15 protein-coding genes and 1 pseudogene are annotated in these 15,098 nt (G+C 65.8%); 15 read left to right on the forward strand and 1 reads right to left on the reverse strand.

Annotated elements, in window-relative coordinates; genetic code table 11:
- The first annotated feature begins 62 nt into the window (after window positions 1–62).
- The 12 genes from nuoH (at window position 63) to ACE5C1_RS14665 (ending at window position 11,853) form a co-directional block, all read left to right on the forward strand.
- A complete protein-coding gene (gene nuoH, locus ACE5C1_RS14610) occupies window positions 63–1,118 on the forward strand; it encodes an NADH-quinone oxidoreductase subunit NuoH (RefSeq protein ID WP_374944801.1) in 1,056 nt (351 codons plus the stop codon).
- An 8-nt stretch (window positions 1,119–1,126) separates the two neighbouring features.
- Window positions 1,127–1,588 carry a hypothetical protein gene (locus ACE5C1_RS14615; protein WP_374944802.1) on the forward strand — a complete coding sequence of 154 codons (462 nt, stop codon included), beginning with the start codon at window positions 1,127–1,129 and terminating at the stop codon, window positions 1,586–1,588.
- Window positions 1,585–2,070, forward strand: a complete 486-nt coding sequence (gene nuoI, locus ACE5C1_RS14620; RefSeq protein ID WP_374944803.1) for an NADH-quinone oxidoreductase subunit NuoI — start codon at window positions 1,585–1,587, stop codon at window positions 2,068–2,070. Before ACE5C1_RS14615 ends, nuoI begins: the two co-directional genes overlap by 4 nt.
- Before the next feature lie 162 nt (window positions 2,071–2,232).
- A complete protein-coding gene (locus ACE5C1_RS14625) occupies window positions 2,233–2,844 on the forward strand; it encodes an NADH-quinone oxidoreductase subunit J (RefSeq protein WP_374944819.1) in 612 nt (203 codons plus the stop codon).
- The gene (nuoK, locus tag ACE5C1_RS14630; RefSeq protein ID WP_374944804.1) at window positions 2,841–3,146 is read left to right on the forward strand and encodes an NADH-quinone oxidoreductase subunit NuoK; all 306 of its coding nucleotides are present in this window, start codon (window positions 2,841–2,843) and stop codon (window positions 3,144–3,146) included. Before ACE5C1_RS14625 ends, nuoK begins: the two co-directional genes overlap by 4 nt.
- A gap of 4 nt (window positions 3,147–3,150) precedes the next feature.
- Window positions 3,151–5,259: an NADH-quinone oxidoreductase subunit L gene (gene nuoL, locus ACE5C1_RS14635; protein WP_374944805.1), complete on the forward strand. Its 2,109-nt coding sequence runs from the start codon at window positions 3,151–3,153 to the stop codon at window positions 5,257–5,259.
- Entirely contained in the window at window positions 5,259–6,788 is a 1,530-nt protein-coding gene (locus tag ACE5C1_RS14640; RefSeq protein ID WP_374944806.1) for an NADH-quinone oxidoreductase subunit M, read from the forward strand. Before nuoL ends, ACE5C1_RS14640 begins: the two co-directional genes overlap by 1 nt.
- Window positions 6,785–8,230 carry an NADH-quinone oxidoreductase subunit NuoN gene (gene nuoN / locus ACE5C1_RS14645; protein ID WP_374944807.1) on the forward strand — a complete coding sequence of 482 codons (1,446 nt, stop codon included), beginning with the start codon at window positions 6,785–6,787 and terminating at the stop codon, window positions 8,228–8,230. The genes ACE5C1_RS14640 and nuoN overlap by 4 nt, the downstream gene beginning before the upstream one ends.
- 44 nt (window positions 8,231–8,274) lie before the next feature.
- Window positions 8,275–9,078 (forward strand): biotin--[acetyl-CoA-carboxylase] ligase, encoded by an 804-nt coding sequence (locus ACE5C1_RS14650; protein WP_374944808.1) that lies wholly within the window; start codon window positions 8,275–8,277, stop codon window positions 9,076–9,078.
- Between the two features lie 15 nt (window positions 9,079–9,093).
- Window positions 9,094–9,876: a type III pantothenate kinase gene (locus ACE5C1_RS14655; RefSeq protein WP_374944809.1), complete on the forward strand. Its 783-nt coding sequence runs from the start codon at window positions 9,094–9,096 to the stop codon at window positions 9,874–9,876.
- Window positions 9,877–9,929: 53 nt separating this feature from the next.
- The gene (locus ACE5C1_RS14660) at window positions 9,930–11,567 is read left to right on the forward strand and encodes a ribonuclease J (protein ID WP_374944810.1); all 1,638 of its coding nucleotides are present in this window, start codon (window positions 9,930–9,932) and stop codon (window positions 11,565–11,567) included.
- A 4-nt stretch (window positions 11,568–11,571) separates the two neighbouring features.
- Window positions 11,572–11,853, forward strand: a complete 282-nt coding sequence (locus ACE5C1_RS14665) for a DUF1467 family protein (protein ID WP_374944811.1) — start codon at window positions 11,572–11,574, stop codon at window positions 11,851–11,853.
- Between the two features lie 98 nt (window positions 11,854–11,951).
- Here the strand turns inward: ACE5C1_RS14665 and argJ are convergent, their stop codons facing one another.
- A complete protein-coding gene (gene argJ, locus ACE5C1_RS14670) occupies window positions 11,952–13,172 on the reverse strand; it encodes a bifunctional glutamate N-acetyltransferase/amino-acid acetyltransferase ArgJ (protein WP_374944812.1) in 1,221 nt (406 codons plus the stop codon).
- An 80-nt stretch (window positions 13,173–13,252) separates the two neighbouring features.
- On the opposite strand from argJ, the gene ACE5C1_RS14675 reads away from it, so the two are divergent.
- The 3 genes and pseudogenes from ACE5C1_RS14675 to ACE5C1_RS14685 form a co-directional block, all read left to right on the forward strand.
- Window positions 13,253–13,447, forward strand: a complete 195-nt coding sequence (locus ACE5C1_RS14675) for a hypothetical protein (protein WP_374944813.1) — start codon at window positions 13,253–13,255, stop codon at window positions 13,445–13,447.
- Window positions 13,431–13,805: a type II toxin-antitoxin system VapC family toxin gene (locus ACE5C1_RS14680; RefSeq protein ID WP_374944814.1), complete on the forward strand. Its 375-nt coding sequence runs from the start codon at window positions 13,431–13,433 to the stop codon at window positions 13,803–13,805. The genes ACE5C1_RS14675 and ACE5C1_RS14680 overlap by 17 nt, the downstream gene beginning before the upstream one ends.
- Before the next feature lie 377 nt (window positions 13,806–14,182).
- Window positions 14,183–15,098, forward strand: a pseudogene (locus tag ACE5C1_RS14685) (preprotein translocase subunit SecA); the annotation flags it as partial.

Below are 15,098 nucleotides of genomic sequence, written 5' to 3' on the forward strand. Positions count from 1 at the left end.
GGCAAGCGCGCGCTCTGTAACTGCAAGACCCCAGCCTTCGCTGGGGTGACGGGTCTGGGGCGATGACCGACTTCTTCAATCATACGCTGGGTTTCAGCTACGGGGCGGCGTGGTTCACCGCGACGATCGTCGGCATCCTCGTCATTGCGTTGCCGCTGATGCTGGCGGTAGCGATGATCATCTATGCCGATCGCAAGATCTGGGCGGCGATGGCGCTCAGGCGCGGGCCCAACGTCGTCGGGCCGTTCGGGCTGCTCCAGTCGTTCGCGGACGGGCTGAAGGTCTTCCTCCAGGAAACGATCATACCGAGCGCCGCGAACCGTGCGCTATTCCTGATCGCGCCGATCATCACCTTCACCGTCGCGCTGATCGTGTGGGCGGTGGTGCCGTTTCAGGCCGGGGTGGTGCTCGCCGACATCAACGTCGGGCTGCTGTACGTGCTCGCGGCGTCGAGCCTCGGGGTGTACGGGATCATCCTGGCGGGGTGGGCTTCGAACTCGAAATACCCCTTCTACTCGGCACTGCGTGCGGCCGCGCAGATGGTGAGCTACGAGGTCGCGATCGGGTTCATCCTGATCTCGGTTGTGATGTGGTCGGGGACGTTCAACCTGTCGGGCATCGTGATGGCGCAGCAGAACACGCTCGGCATCCGCCTCAACGGCTTTGTCGTGAACCCGCTGCTGTTCCCGATGGCGGTGATGTTCTTCATCTCCTCGCTCGCCGAGACGCAGCGCGCGCCGTTCGACCTGACCGAGGCGGAGAGCGAGCTCGTCGCGGGATACCAGACCGAATACAGCTCGATGAGCTTCGCGCTCTACTGGCTGGGCGAATACGCCAACGTCATCTTGATGTGCGTCCTCAACGCGACGCTGTTCTGGGGCGGGTGGCTGCCGCCGGTCGACTGGGCACCGCTGTACGTCGTGCCGGGCATCCTGTGGCTGTTCGCCAAGATGCTGTTCTTCTTCTTCCTGTTCAGCTGGGTGAAGGCGACGGTGCCGCGCTATCGCTACGACCAGTTGATGCGGCTGGGGTGGAAGGTGTTCCTGCCGGTGTCGCTGTTCTGGGTGTTCCTGGTGTCGGGCGTGCTGATGTTCGTGCGGGTGGGCATACCATCGTGATCGGAGTCATGTTCATAGCGTTGGCAGCCGCCGGCGCGATGGAACAGCCTCGACGTCTTTTTCCCGACGAGGGGCAGGACAGAATTTTGATGTGCGTTATGCATCCGAGCGAAGACCGTGACTCGGTAACTACTGCTCGGTTAACAGTGCTTCTACCCGTTATTGAGGAAGGTCACTCTAGACCTATATCGAGCGATATTTTGCTTAGGACACGGGGAGTTTCCCTGCTCGATCCTTCCAACGTGATGGGCGGGCTAAACGCTAGAATGGTGATAAACGCACCGGGTTTGTTTACTATTGCGGTGGGCGACCCTGACCAGGAATTTATCGTACTTGGGGTTGATCCAAAAGTGCCGCAGGGCAACGGCTTCTTCGCGGTGGTAGGGTCAAAGGGCTCCGATAAATGGCTAGGTTCTTGTACGCCAAGAGCGGGAAGCGGCGTACGCGCAGAGTTTGAGGCAATGAAATGAGCCCCGCACAGCTGATAAAATCATTCACGCTCTGGGAGTTCGTGAAGGCGCATGCCCTCACGCTCAAATACTTTTTCAAGCCCAAGGCGACGATCAACTACCCGTACGAGCGTAACCCGGTCAGCCCGCGGTTTCGCGGGGAGCATGCGTTACGGCGCTATCCCAACGGCGAGGAGCGGTGCATCGCGTGCAAGCTGTGCGAGGCGGTGTGTCCTGCGCAGGCGATCACGATCGAGGCCGAGCCGCGCGACGACGGCAGCCGTCGGACCACGCGCTACGACATCGACATGACCAAGTGCATCTATTGCGGTTTGTGTGCAGAGGCGTGCCCGGTCGATGCTGTCGTCGAGGGGCCGAACTACGAATTCTCGACCGAGACGCGCGAGGAGCTGATCTACGACAAGGCCAAGCTGCTCGACAATGGCGACCGCTGGGAAAGCGCGATTGCCGCGAACCTTGCCGCCGATGCGCCATACCGCTAGGCGCGCGGGCATGATTCTGACCAGCATGTACCTCCCCGGAACGGGGAGGGGGACCAGCCGCAGGCTGGTGGAGGGGCAGCCAAGCAGTGCTGTCGCTCGTGGCTGCCCCTCCACCACCGCTTCGCGGCGGTCCCCCTCCCTGTTCCGGGGAGGCACCGTATGGTGATCCAGGCCATCGCCTTCTACCTCTTCGCGGTTGTCGTCATCGTCTCGGCGGCGATGACGATCTCGTCGCGCAATCCGGTGCATTCCGTCATGTGGCTGATCCTGGCGTTCTTCAACGCCGCGGGGCTGATGGTGCTGGTCGGCGCCGAGTTCATCGCGATGCTGCTCGTCATCGTCTATGTCGGTGCGGTCGCGGTGCTGTTCCTGTTCGTGGTTATGATGCTGGACGTCGATTTCGCGACGATGCGCGCGGGCGTGGCGCGATATTTCGGGATCGGTCTGGCGCTCGCTGTGGCGCTGGCGGCGGAAGTGATGGTCGCGATCGGCGCGTGGCGGTTGGGCGGCGTGGCGCTGGCGCGACGGGCGGCACCGATCGACCCGGGGGTGTCCAACATCCGCGCGATCGGCGACCTGCTCTACACGCGCTACCTGTTCATCTTCGAGGCGGCGGGGCTGGTGTTGCTCGTGGCGATGATCGGCGCGATCGTGCTGACCCATCGCGAGCGTAGCGGCTCGCGCTACCAGAACATCCCGCGCCAGAACGCCCGCCGGCCTCAGGATGCGACGCGCAACGTGAACCAGCCTGTCGGGGTGGGTGTCGAGCTATGATCGGCCTCGTCCATTACCTCGTCGTTGCGGCGATCCTGTTCGTGATGGGGGTGCTCGGCATCTTCCTGAACCGCAAGAATCTGATCGTCATCCTGATGGCGATCGAGCTGATCCTGCTCGCGGTGAACATCAATTTCGTCGCCTTCTCGGCCTATCTCAACGACCTGGTCGGTCAGGTGTTCGCGATGTTCGTGCTGACCGTCGCGGCGGGCGAGGCGGCGATCGGGCTGGCGATCCTGGTCATCTATTTCCGCGGGCGCGGCACGATCGCGGTCGACGACGTCAACCGGATGAAGGGGTGATCGGTTGATTCTCGCAATTGTCTTCCTGCCGCTCCTGGCCGCTGCGATCGCGGGGCTGGGCAACAAGGCACTGGGCGTGGTGCCCGCGAAGGTACTGACTACCGCGGCGCTGTTCGCTTCGTGCGCCTTGTCGTGGCCGGTGTTCATCGGCTTCCTGCAGGGCACGAGTGTCGCGCACGTCACCCCGGTGCTCCACTGGATCGCCAGCGGCGACATGGACGTGTCGTGGGCGCTCCGCGTCGACGCGCTAACCGCCGTGATGCTGGTCGTGATCACCAGCGTATCGGCGCTCGTCCATCTCTACTCGTGGGGATACATGGACGAAGATCCCGATCAGCCGCGGTTCTTCGCGTATCTGTCGCTGTTCACCTTCGCGATGCTGATGCTGGTGACCGCAGATAACCTCGTCCAGATGTTCTTCGGCTGGGAAGGCGTCGGCCTCGCCAGCTACCTGCTGATCGGCTTCTGGTTCAGGAAGCCGTCCGCCAACGCGGCGGCGATCAAGGCTTTCGTCGTCAACCGCGTCGGCGACCTTGGGTTCATGCTCGGCATCTTCGGGACGTTCCTGGTGTTCGGCACCGTCTCGATCCCCGCAATCCTCGCCGCCGCGCCCAGCATGGCGGGGTCGACGATCGGCTTCCTGGGTTTTCGCGCCGACACGATGACCGTCCTGTGCCTGCTGCTGTTCGTCGGTGCGATGGGCAAGTCGGCGCAGCTGGGGCTTCACACCTGGCTGCCCGACGCGATGGAGGGGCCGACGCCGGTCTCCGCGCTGATCCACGCCGCGACGATGGTGACCGCGGGTGTGTTCATGGTGTGCCGTCTGTCCCCGATGTTCGAGACGTCACCGGCGGCGCTCCACGTCGTCACCTTCGTCGGCGCGGCGACCTGCCTGTTCGCGGCGACGTGCGGGTTGGTGCAGACCGACATCAAGCGCGTGATCGCCTATTCGACCTGTTCTCAGCTCGGCTACATGTTCTTCGCCGCGGGCGTCGGCGCGTATGGCGCGGCGATGTTCCATTTGTTCACGCACGCGTTCTTCAAGGCGCTGCTGTTCCTTGGCGCAGGCTCGGTGATCCACGCGATGCACCACGAGCAGGACATGCGCTACTACGGAGGCTTGCGTAAAAGCATCCCCGTCACCTTCTGGACGATGATGGCGGGAACGCTCGCGATCACCGGGGTCGGCATCCCGGCGGTATTCGGCAATACGCTGGCGATCGGCTTCGCCGGCTTCCATTCGAAGGACGCGATCATCGAGGCGGGCTGGGCCGCGGGCGAGCCCGGCGTGTGGTTCGTCGGCGTGCTCGTCGCGCTGCTGACCAGTTTCTATTCGTGGCGGCTGATGTTTCTGACCTTCTGGGGCACCCCGCGCTGGGCCGCGTCCGAGCATATCCAGCATGCGCATCATGATGCGCACGGGCACGACGACCACGATGCTCACGACGCGAAGGCGGCCGAGGCGCATCACGGCGATGCGGCACACGAGGCGGCCGGCGGTGAGCCCGACGAGCATGGCCCCGCGCAGCACGACCTGCCCGCAGGGACTGGCGGCTACCATCCGCACGAGAGCCCGCTCTCGATGACGGTGCCGTTGCTGCTGCTGTCGCTCGGCGCGGTCGCGGCGGGGTTCGCGTTTCACGGCTTCTTCATCGAGCCGACCGCGGGCGAAGAGTTCTGGCGCGGCGCGATCGCGTTCCGGGAACATCTGATGCACGCGATGCATGAGGTGCCGCTGCTGATAAAGCTGTCGGCGACGATCGCGATGCTGCTGGGGCTGGGGACGGCCTGGTATGCGTACATCCGAGCGCCGCAATTCCCGAGCGTGCTCGCGGACCACTTCCGCATCCTCTATCGCTTCCTGCTCCACAAATGGTATTTCGACGAACTCTACGAACTGATCTTCGTCCGCCCCGCCTTCGCGATCGGCCGATTGCTGTGGCACCGCGGCGACGAGAAGACGATCGACCGCTTCGGCCCGAACGGCTCGGCCTGGCTGGTCCAGGCGGGTAGTCGAGCGGCGGTGAAGCTCCAGAGCGGATATGTGTACACCTATGCCTTCGTCATGCTGATCGGGCTGACCGCCGCGCTTACCTGGGCGATCTCGCGGTGATGGATTATCCCATTCTGACCCTGATGCTGGGCGTTCCCGCGCTTGCCGCGGTCGCGTGCCTGTTCGTTGATGCGACCAATGCGCGGTGGATGGCGCTGGGTGCGACGCTGGTCGACCTCGTGCTCGGCATCGTCCTGTGGGCGACCTACGACATCGGCGGCGCGCAGTGGCAGTTCGTCGAGCATGGGCCGCGTCTAGGTTTCTTCGCCTGGGACCTCGGCATCGACGGCTTCGCGCTGATGCTGATCATGCTCAGCGTGTTCCTGATGCCGATCTGCATCGGGGCCAGCTGGCGCGCGATCGAGAAGCGGGTGCCGGAGTATATGGCGGCGTTCCTGCTGACCGAGGTGTTGATGATCGGCACCTTCGCGGCGCAGGATCTGTTTCTGTTCTATCTGTTCTTCGAGGCCGGCCTCATTCCGATGTACCTTATCATCGGCATCTGGGGCGGCGCGAACCGCATCTACGCGAGCTACAAGTTCTTCCTGTACACGCTGCTGGGCTCGCTGCTGATGCTGATCGCGATGCTGTACATGGTGGGGCAGGCGGGCACGTCGAGCATTCCGGCGTTGCAGGCGTTCGACTTTCCGGCGCATGCGCAGACATGGCTGTGGCTGGCGTTCTTTGCCTCCTTCGCGGTCAAGATGCCGATGTGGCCAGTCCACACCTGGCTCCCCGACGCGCACGTCCAGGCGCCGACCGCGGGATCGGTGATCCTGGCGGGCGTGCTGCTGAAGCTCGGCGGCTACGGCTTCCTGCGGTTCAGCCTGCCGATGTTCCCGGAGGCGAGCGGGCAGCTGACGTGGCTGATCTTCGCGCTGTCGGCGGTCGCGGTGATCTACACCTCGCTCGTGGCGCTGGTGCAGGCCGACATGAAGAAGCTGATCGCCTATTCGAGCGTGGCGCACATGGCGATCGTCACCATCGGCCTGTTCGCGTTCAACCGGCAGGGCATCGAGGGCGCGATGATCATGATGCTCTCGCATGGCCTGGTTTCGGGCGCGTTGTTCCTGTGCGTCGGCGTCATCTACGATCGGCTGCATACGCGCGAGATCGCGCGCTACGGCGGGCTGGCGATCACGATGCCGCGCTATGCCGTGTTGTTCCTGTTCTTCACGATGGCGTCGATCGGGCTGCCGGGGACCAGCGGCTTCGTCGCCGAATTCCTGTCGCTGATGGGCACGTACCAGGTCTCGACGTGGATCGCGCTGCTATGCACGACCAGCATCATCCTGGGCGCCGCCTACATGCTCTATCTGTATCGCCGCGTCGTGTTCGGCGAGGTGAAATCCGAAGAGGTCCGGGCGATGACCGATGCGAACGCGCGCGAAGTCTGGTTGCTCGCCCCGATCGCGGCGGTCGTGCTGTGGATGGGCGTGTATCCCGAGAGCTTCCTCGCGCCGATGCGCAAGGATGTGGGCGTGCTGCTGTCGCGGATCGACCGCGCCGCGCCGGGCAGCGATTCCCATCCGACCGTCGGACGCGCGCCCGCGCTTCACGTCGCCGCGCCGCAGGAGGCTCACCGATGAGCTACGCCGCCAACCTTGCGATGACGCTCCCGGAACTGATCCTGAGCGTCTCCGCGATCGTCCTGATGCTCGTCGCCGCGTGGGGCGGGCAGGGGTCGACCCGCGCGGTGTCGATCGCCTCGGTGTTCGTGCTGGCGGGCGCGTGCGTCGCGCTCGCCGGGCCGGCGTCCTACGGCGGCGACGCGTTCGACGGGCTGTACCGCGCCGACGCTTTCGCGGCGTTCGCCAAGGTGCTGATCTACATCGCGACGGCGATCTCGTTGATCCTCGCTCCGGGGTTTTTCCAGCGCACCACCGGGGACGACCTCAAGCCCGAATATCCCGTGCTGTTGCTCCTGTCGGCATGCGGCATGGGCATCATGGTGTCGGCCAGCGACATGCTGACGCTTTATGTCGGGCTCGAGCTTCAGAGCCTGGCGGCGTACGTCCTCGCCAGCTTCATGCGTCGTGATCAGCGTTCGGCGGAAGCGGGGCTGAAGTATTTCGTCCTGGGCGCGCTCGCCAGCGGCATCCTGCTCTACGGCATCAGCCTGGTCTACGGCTTCTCGGGCACGACCGGGTTCGACGGCATTGCCGAGGCCTATGCCGGCACGCGCTCGCTGGGCCTCCTGTTCGGGCTGGTGTTCGTATTCGCAGGGTTGGCGTTCAAGATCGCCGCCGTCCCGTTCCATATGTGGACCCCCGACGTCTACGAAGGTGCGCCGACCCCGGTGACCGCCTTCTTCGCCTCGGCGCCGAAGGTCGCGGCGATGGCGCTGGCGGTGCGGGTGGCGGTCGAGGCGATGGGGCCCGCGACGGGACAGTGGCAGCAGATCGTGATTTTCGCCGCGCTCGCCTCGATCATCCTCGGTGCGGTCGGGGCGATCGGGCAGGTCAACGTCAAGCGGCTGCTCGCCTATTCGTCGATCAACAACGTCGGTTTCGCGCTGATCGGGCTCGCAACGGGGACTCAGGCGGGGGTGGCGAGCGTGCTCGTCTACATGACGATCTACATCGCGATGACGCTCGGCAGCTTCCTGGTGGTGCTCCGCATGCGGGACGAGAATGGCCAGCCGGTCGAGACGCTGGACAGCCTGGCGGGGCTGTCGCGCACCCGTCCCGGGCTTGCCGCGGCGATGGCGATGTTCATGTTCAGCCTTGCGGGCATCCCGCCGCTGTTCGGCTTCTACGCCAAGTTCGCGGTGTTCCAGGCGGCGGTCGCGGCGGGGCTGTTTCCGCTCGCTGCGATCGGCATCGCGGCGTCGACGATCGGGGCGTATTATTACCTGCGTGTCGTCAAGACGATGTACTTCGACGATCCCGCGCCTGCGTTCGGGAAGAGCGGCGATGTGGTCGAAGGCGGGGTGCTGGTCGCCGCGGCGGTATTCATTTCGCCACTCGGCTACCTCGCGATCCCGTTGCTGAGCGCCTGGACCGGCGCGGCCGCGAAGGCGCTGTTCTGACGCTGATTCGAACGGTCGCGGAGACAGGGTCGACCAACGCCGACATGCTGGTTGCGGCGAAGGCCGGGGCGGCGGAAGGGACGTGGTTGCGGGCGGAGCGGCAGAGTGCGGGCAGGGGGCGGCTCGGGCGCGCGTGGATGTCGCCTGCGGGCAATCTGTACGCGAGCACGCTGGTGCGGTTGCGCGCGACCGATCCGCAGGCTGCGACGCTGGCGCTGGTGGCGGGGGTGGCGGTCGAAGAGGCCGTTTCCGTGTTCATAGCTGCGGCGAGCGCGCCCGAAGACTTCCTTCGTCACCCCGGACCTGTTCCGGGGTCCAGCGCGCGGCAGGCGACGCGGTCGGAGACTTCATCCGCATCGCCTGCGGAGCCCTGGACCCCGGAACAGGTCCGGGGTGACGGAAGGAATAACGGCGGCGTCACCCTCAAGTGGCCGAACGACCTGCTGCTGAACGGCGAGAAACTCAGCGGCATCCTCCTCGAACGCGCCGACCACGCCGTCATCATCGGCATCGGCGCGAACCTGGCGCACCACCCCGACCTGCCCGACCGCCCCGCGACAAGCCTCGCCGCACACGGCGTCGACGTCACCCCCGCCGCGTTCCTCGACACGCTGGTCGAAACTTTCGCCCGCTGGCTCGCGCGCTGGCGCGGCGAGGGGCTCGCTCCCATCCGCACGCGCTGGCTCGAACGCGCGCACCCGGTGGGCACGGCGCTCACCGCGCGGCTGCCCGACGGCAGCGCGCTCAACGGTCTGTTCGACGGCCTCGACGGGGACGGCGCACTGATCTTACGCTTGGGCGGCGGCGAGCGGCGTGTCATTCACGCCGCCGACGTTTTTCTACTCTAACCAAGGTCAAGCCGCATGCTGCTCGCGATCGACGCCGGCAATACCAATGTCGTCTTCGCGGTGTTGGAAGGCCGCACCATCAAGGCGCGCTGGCGGATCGCGACCGACCCCAGGCGGACCGCGGACGAATATGCCGTCTGGCTCACGCAGTTGCTCGCGATCGAGGGGTACGAACGTGACCAGGTCGGCGCGGTCGTCATCGCCACCGTCGTGCCCCGCGCGCTCCACAATTTGCAGGTGCTGAGCAGCAAATATTTCAAGACCGAAGCGCTGATCGCGGGCAAGGCGCCGCTCGACTGGACGATGGCGATCGACGTCGCCGAGCCGCAATCGCTGGGCGCCGACCGCGCGGTCAACACGATCGCCGCGCACGAGCTCCACGACGGCGACCTGATCGTCATCGACTTCGGCACCGCAACCACGCTCGACCTCAGCGATTTCTCGGGCGCGTACAAAGGCGGCATCATAGCGCCCGGCATCAACCTGTCGCTCGACGCACTCGTCACTGCGGCGGCCAAGCTGCCGCGCATCGCGATCGAAGCGCCCGCGTCGACCACCGTTATCGGCCGCAACACCGTCGATCAGATGCATATCGGCATCTTCTGGGGCTATCTCTCGATGATCGAGGGGCTGGTCGCACGCATGAAGGCCGAGGTCGGGCGCCCGGTCAAGGTGATCGCCACCGGCGGCCTGGCGACGCTGTTCGAGCGCCACACGACCGTGTTCGACCATATCGAGCCCGACCTGACGATCCAGGGGCTGGCGATCATGTGCGAACGCGCCCATATAGACGTGTAACGGTCGCGCCGCTTCCGGCCTGCTGACCGACGATTTCCTACTCGAAAGACGATATGACTCCCAAGAACGAACTCCTTTTCTGCGCGCTCGGCGGCTCCGGCGAAATCGGCATGAACGTCAATCTGTACGGCTGTAACGGCAAATGGGTGATGGTCGATTGCGGCATCACCTTCGCCGATCCCGCCTACCCCGGCATCGACGTCATCCTGCCAGACCTGTCCTTCATCGAGGAGCGCCTCGACGACCTCGTCGGCATCGTCCTGACCCACGGCCACGAGGACCATATCGGCGCGCTGCCCTACCTCGCCGAGGACCTCGGCGTGCCGCTCTACGCGACCGCGTTCACCGCCGGGCTGATCCGCGGCAAGCTCGACGAGGAAGGCATCGCCGACCGCGTCAAGATCAAGCTGGTCGAGGCGGGCAAGCCGTTCAAGGTCGGGCCATTCGGCTTCACCTTCGTCGAGCTGTCGCATTCGATTCCCGAGCCCAACGCGCTGCTGATCGACACGCCGGTCGGCCGGGTGTTCCACACCGGCGACTGGAAGCTCGACGCGACCCCGGTGATCGGCAACCCCGCCAGTCCCGAGCAGCTCGCCGCCATCGGTGACGCGGGGGTAGACGTGCTGGTGTGCGATTCGACCAACGTCTTCAACGCCGAAGCCTCGGGCTCCGAAAGCAGCGTCCGCCAGGGCCTCGCCGAGGTGATCGGCCGTGCCAAGGGCCGGGTGCTCGTCACCAGCTTCGCGTCCAACGCCGCGCGCCTCGTGACGCTGGGCGAGGTCGCCAAGGAGACCGGCCGCAAACTGTGCGTCACCGGGCGCTCGCTCGACCGCATCCTGAAGGTCGGCCGCGCCTGCGGCTATTTCAAGAATTTCCCCGAGACGGTCGATCCCGAGACCGCGATGCGCTTGCCGCGCAACAAGGTGCTGATCGTCGCCACCGGCGGGCAGGGCGAGCCCCGCGCCGCGCTGGCCCGCGTCGCCGAGGGTAGCCACACGATCACGCTAGAGGCAGGCGACAGCGTCGTCTTCTCGTCCAAGCAGATCCCCGGCAACGAGGTCGCGATCGGGCGCATCCAGAACACGCTGGCGGCGCGGGGTGTCAACATGATCACCGAGCGCCAGGCGCACGTCCACGTCTCGGGCCACCCGGGCCGCCCCGAACTGGCGCAGATGTACAAGTGGATGCGCCCCAAGCTGCTCGTCCCGGTCCACGGCGAGATGCGCCACATGATGGAGCATGCGCGCTTCGGGCTGGAGCAGGGAATCGCGCAGACGCTGGTCCAGTCCGACGGCGACATCGTCCGGATGCTGCCCGGACCCGCCAAGAAGGTCGGCAACGCGACCGTCGGCCGGCTGGTGCTCGATGGCGACGTGATCCTGCCCGCGGACGGGTCGACGATCAACGAGCGGCGGCGTCTGGCGCTCAACGGCCAGATCTCGGTTGCGGTAGCGCTCGGCAAGGGCGGTCGCGCGATCGGACGGCCGCAGGTGCGGGTGCAGGGCGTGCCCGTCGAGGACGAGCGCGACGCCTTCATCGCCGAAGCCGCGGATGCCGCGGAAAAGGCGCTTGGCGGCAACAAGCGTGGGCCCGATCGCCTGCGCGAGGACATCCGGCTGGCGGTGCGCAAGGTCGCGACCCGCTGGACGGGCAAGAAGCCGATCGTCGATGTTCTGGTGATCGAGGGTTAGGGCGGTGCGCTGGACCTCGGCGCTCGCGATCTACATCCTGTTCTGGTCGTTCTCGGTGTTCCTCGTCCTGCCCTTCGGAGTCAGGACGACGCGCGAGAGCGGCGGCGACTATGTGCCCGGTCAGGCCGAGAGCGCGCCGCACGAGTTCCGCGCGGGGCGCATCGCGCGACGCGTGACGGTGGTCGCGACGGTGCTGTTCGTGCTGTACCTGCTGAACTACACGTACGGCTGGATCACGCCGCAGACGGTGGACCTGTTCGACCGCGGCAACATGGTGACGCGGTGAGCTGATTTACCGCCCTCACCCTTCCGCGGCTTCGCCGCTCCCCCCCTCTCCCACGGGGAGAGGGAAGAGGCGCGAAGCGCCGATAGGGTGAGTGGCGCTTAGCTCCGGTAATCCGCGTTGATCGCGATATACCCATGCGTCAGGTCGCACGTCCACACCGTTGCCGACCCTTTACCGAGCCCCAGGTCGACCCCGATCTCGATCTCGCGCTCCTTCAGGTGCGCGGCGACGGGCCCCTCGTCATACCCTTCGACCGCCAGACCGTCGCGCGCCACCTGCACGTCGCCGAAGCGGATCGCGAGCCGGTCGCGTTCGGCGGGCTCCCCGGCCTTGCCGACCGCCATGACAATGCGCCCCCAATTGGCGTCCTCGCCAGCGATCGCGGTCTTGACCAGCGGCGAATTGGCGATGCTCATCGCGATCCGGTGCGCGCTGCGGTCGCTTTCCGCGCCCTCGACCGCGATCTCGATCAGCTTGCTCGCCCCCTCGCCATCGCGGACGACGAGCAGCGCGAGCTGGTGGCACAGATCGTTCAGCGCCGCACGGAACGCGTCGGCCCCCACGCTATCGTCATCGACCAGCGGCGCATTGCCAGCCTTTCCCGTGGCGAACGCCAGCACCGTGTCGCTGGTCGAGGTGTCGCCATCGACCGTGATGCACGAGAAGGTCGTTGCGTTGGCGGCGGTCAGCGCCCGTTGGAAGAAGGCGGCATCCACCGCGGCGTCGGTGAAGACGAAGCCGAGCATCGTCGCCATGTCGGGCGCGATCATCCCCGATCCCTTGACGATGCCGTTCAGCGTCACCGCCCGCCCATCGACGATCGCCGACGTGGTCGCACCCTTGGCAAAGGTGTCGGTGGTCATGATCGTCGCCGCGGCGTCCTCCCACCCGCACGGCTCGGCCGTGAAGGCGGCATCGAGCCCCGCTTCGGCCTTGTCGACCGGCAACGGCACGCCGATCACGCCTGTCGACGCGACGAACACGTCCGAAGGCTGGCACCCCAGATGCCCCGCCACCCGCGCCGCGATCGCCTCGACGGCCGCACGCCCGCGTCCGCCGGTGAACGCGTTCGAGTTGCCCGCGTTGACGACAAGCGCGCGCGCGGTTCCCAACGTCAACGCCGCGCGACACCATTCGACCTCGGGCGAAGGGCAGCGGCTCCGGGTCAGCACCCCCGCAACAGTCGTCGCAGGGTCAAGCGTGACGAAGGTGAGGTCGCACCGATCCCAAGTCTTGTAGCGCGCGCGGGCGATGCGGAGTTCGACCCCGGCAACCGGCGGCAACGCGGGAAAGGGTAGGGCAAGAGGAGAGCGTTCCATCGTACAGCGATAGGGTCATTCCGGTCGCAAAACCAGGCCGAACCCTTGACCCGCGGCTACCTCTGCGCCAACTTCAGCTGATGCCTACCCGTGCCAAAATCGCGGACATCGAAGCGGAGGGTTTGGCTGAGGTCGAGCGCCGCGCGGCCAAGCGGCGAGCCGCGATTGGGATGTTCAAGCACCTCGTCGGCGATCGGAACATAAACATCCAGCATATCAAGGCCGACGACCGCTGGGACGAGCATTACGGGCGCAAGTTTGCCGATCTTTGTTGATACCCAGGCGATCGTCTGGGCGGTAACCGGCAATTCCAGACTGAGCCGTGCGGCGCGCGAGGCGCTTACGGATGGCGGCGAGGACATCTTCGTCAGCGCGGTCACCGCCTATGAGTTCGTCGACTTGAACCGACGCGGACGGTTCGAGGTAGATCTGCCGTTCAGGCTGGTACTCGAGCAACTGGAGGCGAAGGTGCTTGACTATCCGTCATCCGCCTGGACCATCGCGGAGACACTTCCGCCGATCCACTTCGACCAAGTGGACCGGATGCTGATCGCTCACGCGATCCACGCCCGTGTGACACTGGTCACCGCTGATACGAAGATGCGCAGCTATCCGGTGCTCAGCATCTGGTGACGGTGGACGTTTCCGCGCCGCGCTCCTATGTCGCGAGCGTAATGAGGGTGTTGCTGTTCCTGTCCGTGCTGCTTTCCGCGCTTACCGGCGTCGGAGCAAGCGCTCGCGCGCCCGGCGTTGCGCAGGCGGTCGCTGGGCGGAGCGTGCAGGCGTTGGCAGTCGTACCCGCCAAGCACGCGGCTCAGGCGCGCCAACCCGCCGATCTCCCCGGGTTGCGTGCAGTCGCATCGATTTCCGCGACCCCGCTCGCTGTCGGTACGGCGGAGCCGCTTTGGGCGAACCGTAGGCGCGAATAGCCACCGCGGCTTTTCCGACCCTTCCTTCGGCCGCATCCGGTGCGCGATGCCGCCGCACTCCCGTTATATCAGGAATCCTCCATGCTCGGTGGTCTCGCCAAGTCGATCTTCGGGTCGTCGAACGATCGTTACGTCAAGTCGCTCAACCCCATTCTCGCAAAGATCGCGTCGTTCGAGCCGACGCTCCAAGCGATGTCCGACGAGGATCTCGCGCAGCAGACCGTCCGCTTCCGCGCGCGGCTGGCGGAAGGCGAGAAGCTCGACGACTTGCTTCCCGAAGCCTTCGCCACGGTGCGCGAGGCCGCCGCCCGCGTGCTCGGACAGCGGCATTACGACGTCCAGATGGTCGGCGGCATCGTCCTCCACCGCGGCGAGATCGCCGAGATGCGCACCGGCGAGGGCAAGACGCTGGTCGCCACGCTCGCCACCTATCTCAACGCGCTGCCGGGTGAGGGCGTCCACGTCGTCACCGTCAACGACTATCTCGCGGCGCGCGACGCGGAGTGGATGGGGCGCGTGTACCGCTTCCTGGGCCTTACCGTCGGGGTCATCATCCCCAACCTGACCGACGAGCAGCGACGCGAGGCCTATGGGTCGGACATCACCTACGGCACCAACAACGAATTCGGCTTCGATTACCTGCGCGACAACATGAAGTACGAGCGCACCAGCATGGTCCAACGCCCGTTCGCGATGTCGATCGTCGACGAGGTCGATTCGGTGCTGATCGACGAGGCGCGCACGCCGCTGATCATTTCCGGCCCGACCGACGACAAGTCCGACCTGTACCGCTCGGTCGACCTGATCGTCCGTCAGCTGGCTGCGGAGGATTACGAGAAGGACGAGAAGCAGAAGTCGATCATCCTGACCGAGGACGGCACCGAGAAGGTCGAGCGTCTGCTAGAGGCGGCGGGGCTGCTCGAGGGTGCGAACCTGTACGATTTCGAGAACACGCAGGTGGTGCACCACACCAATCAGGCGCTGCGTGCGAACATGA

This window comes from Sphingomonas sp. (assembly GCF_964263785.1).
GTDB lineage: Bacteria > Pseudomonadota > Alphaproteobacteria > Sphingomonadales > Sphingomonadaceae > Sphingomonas.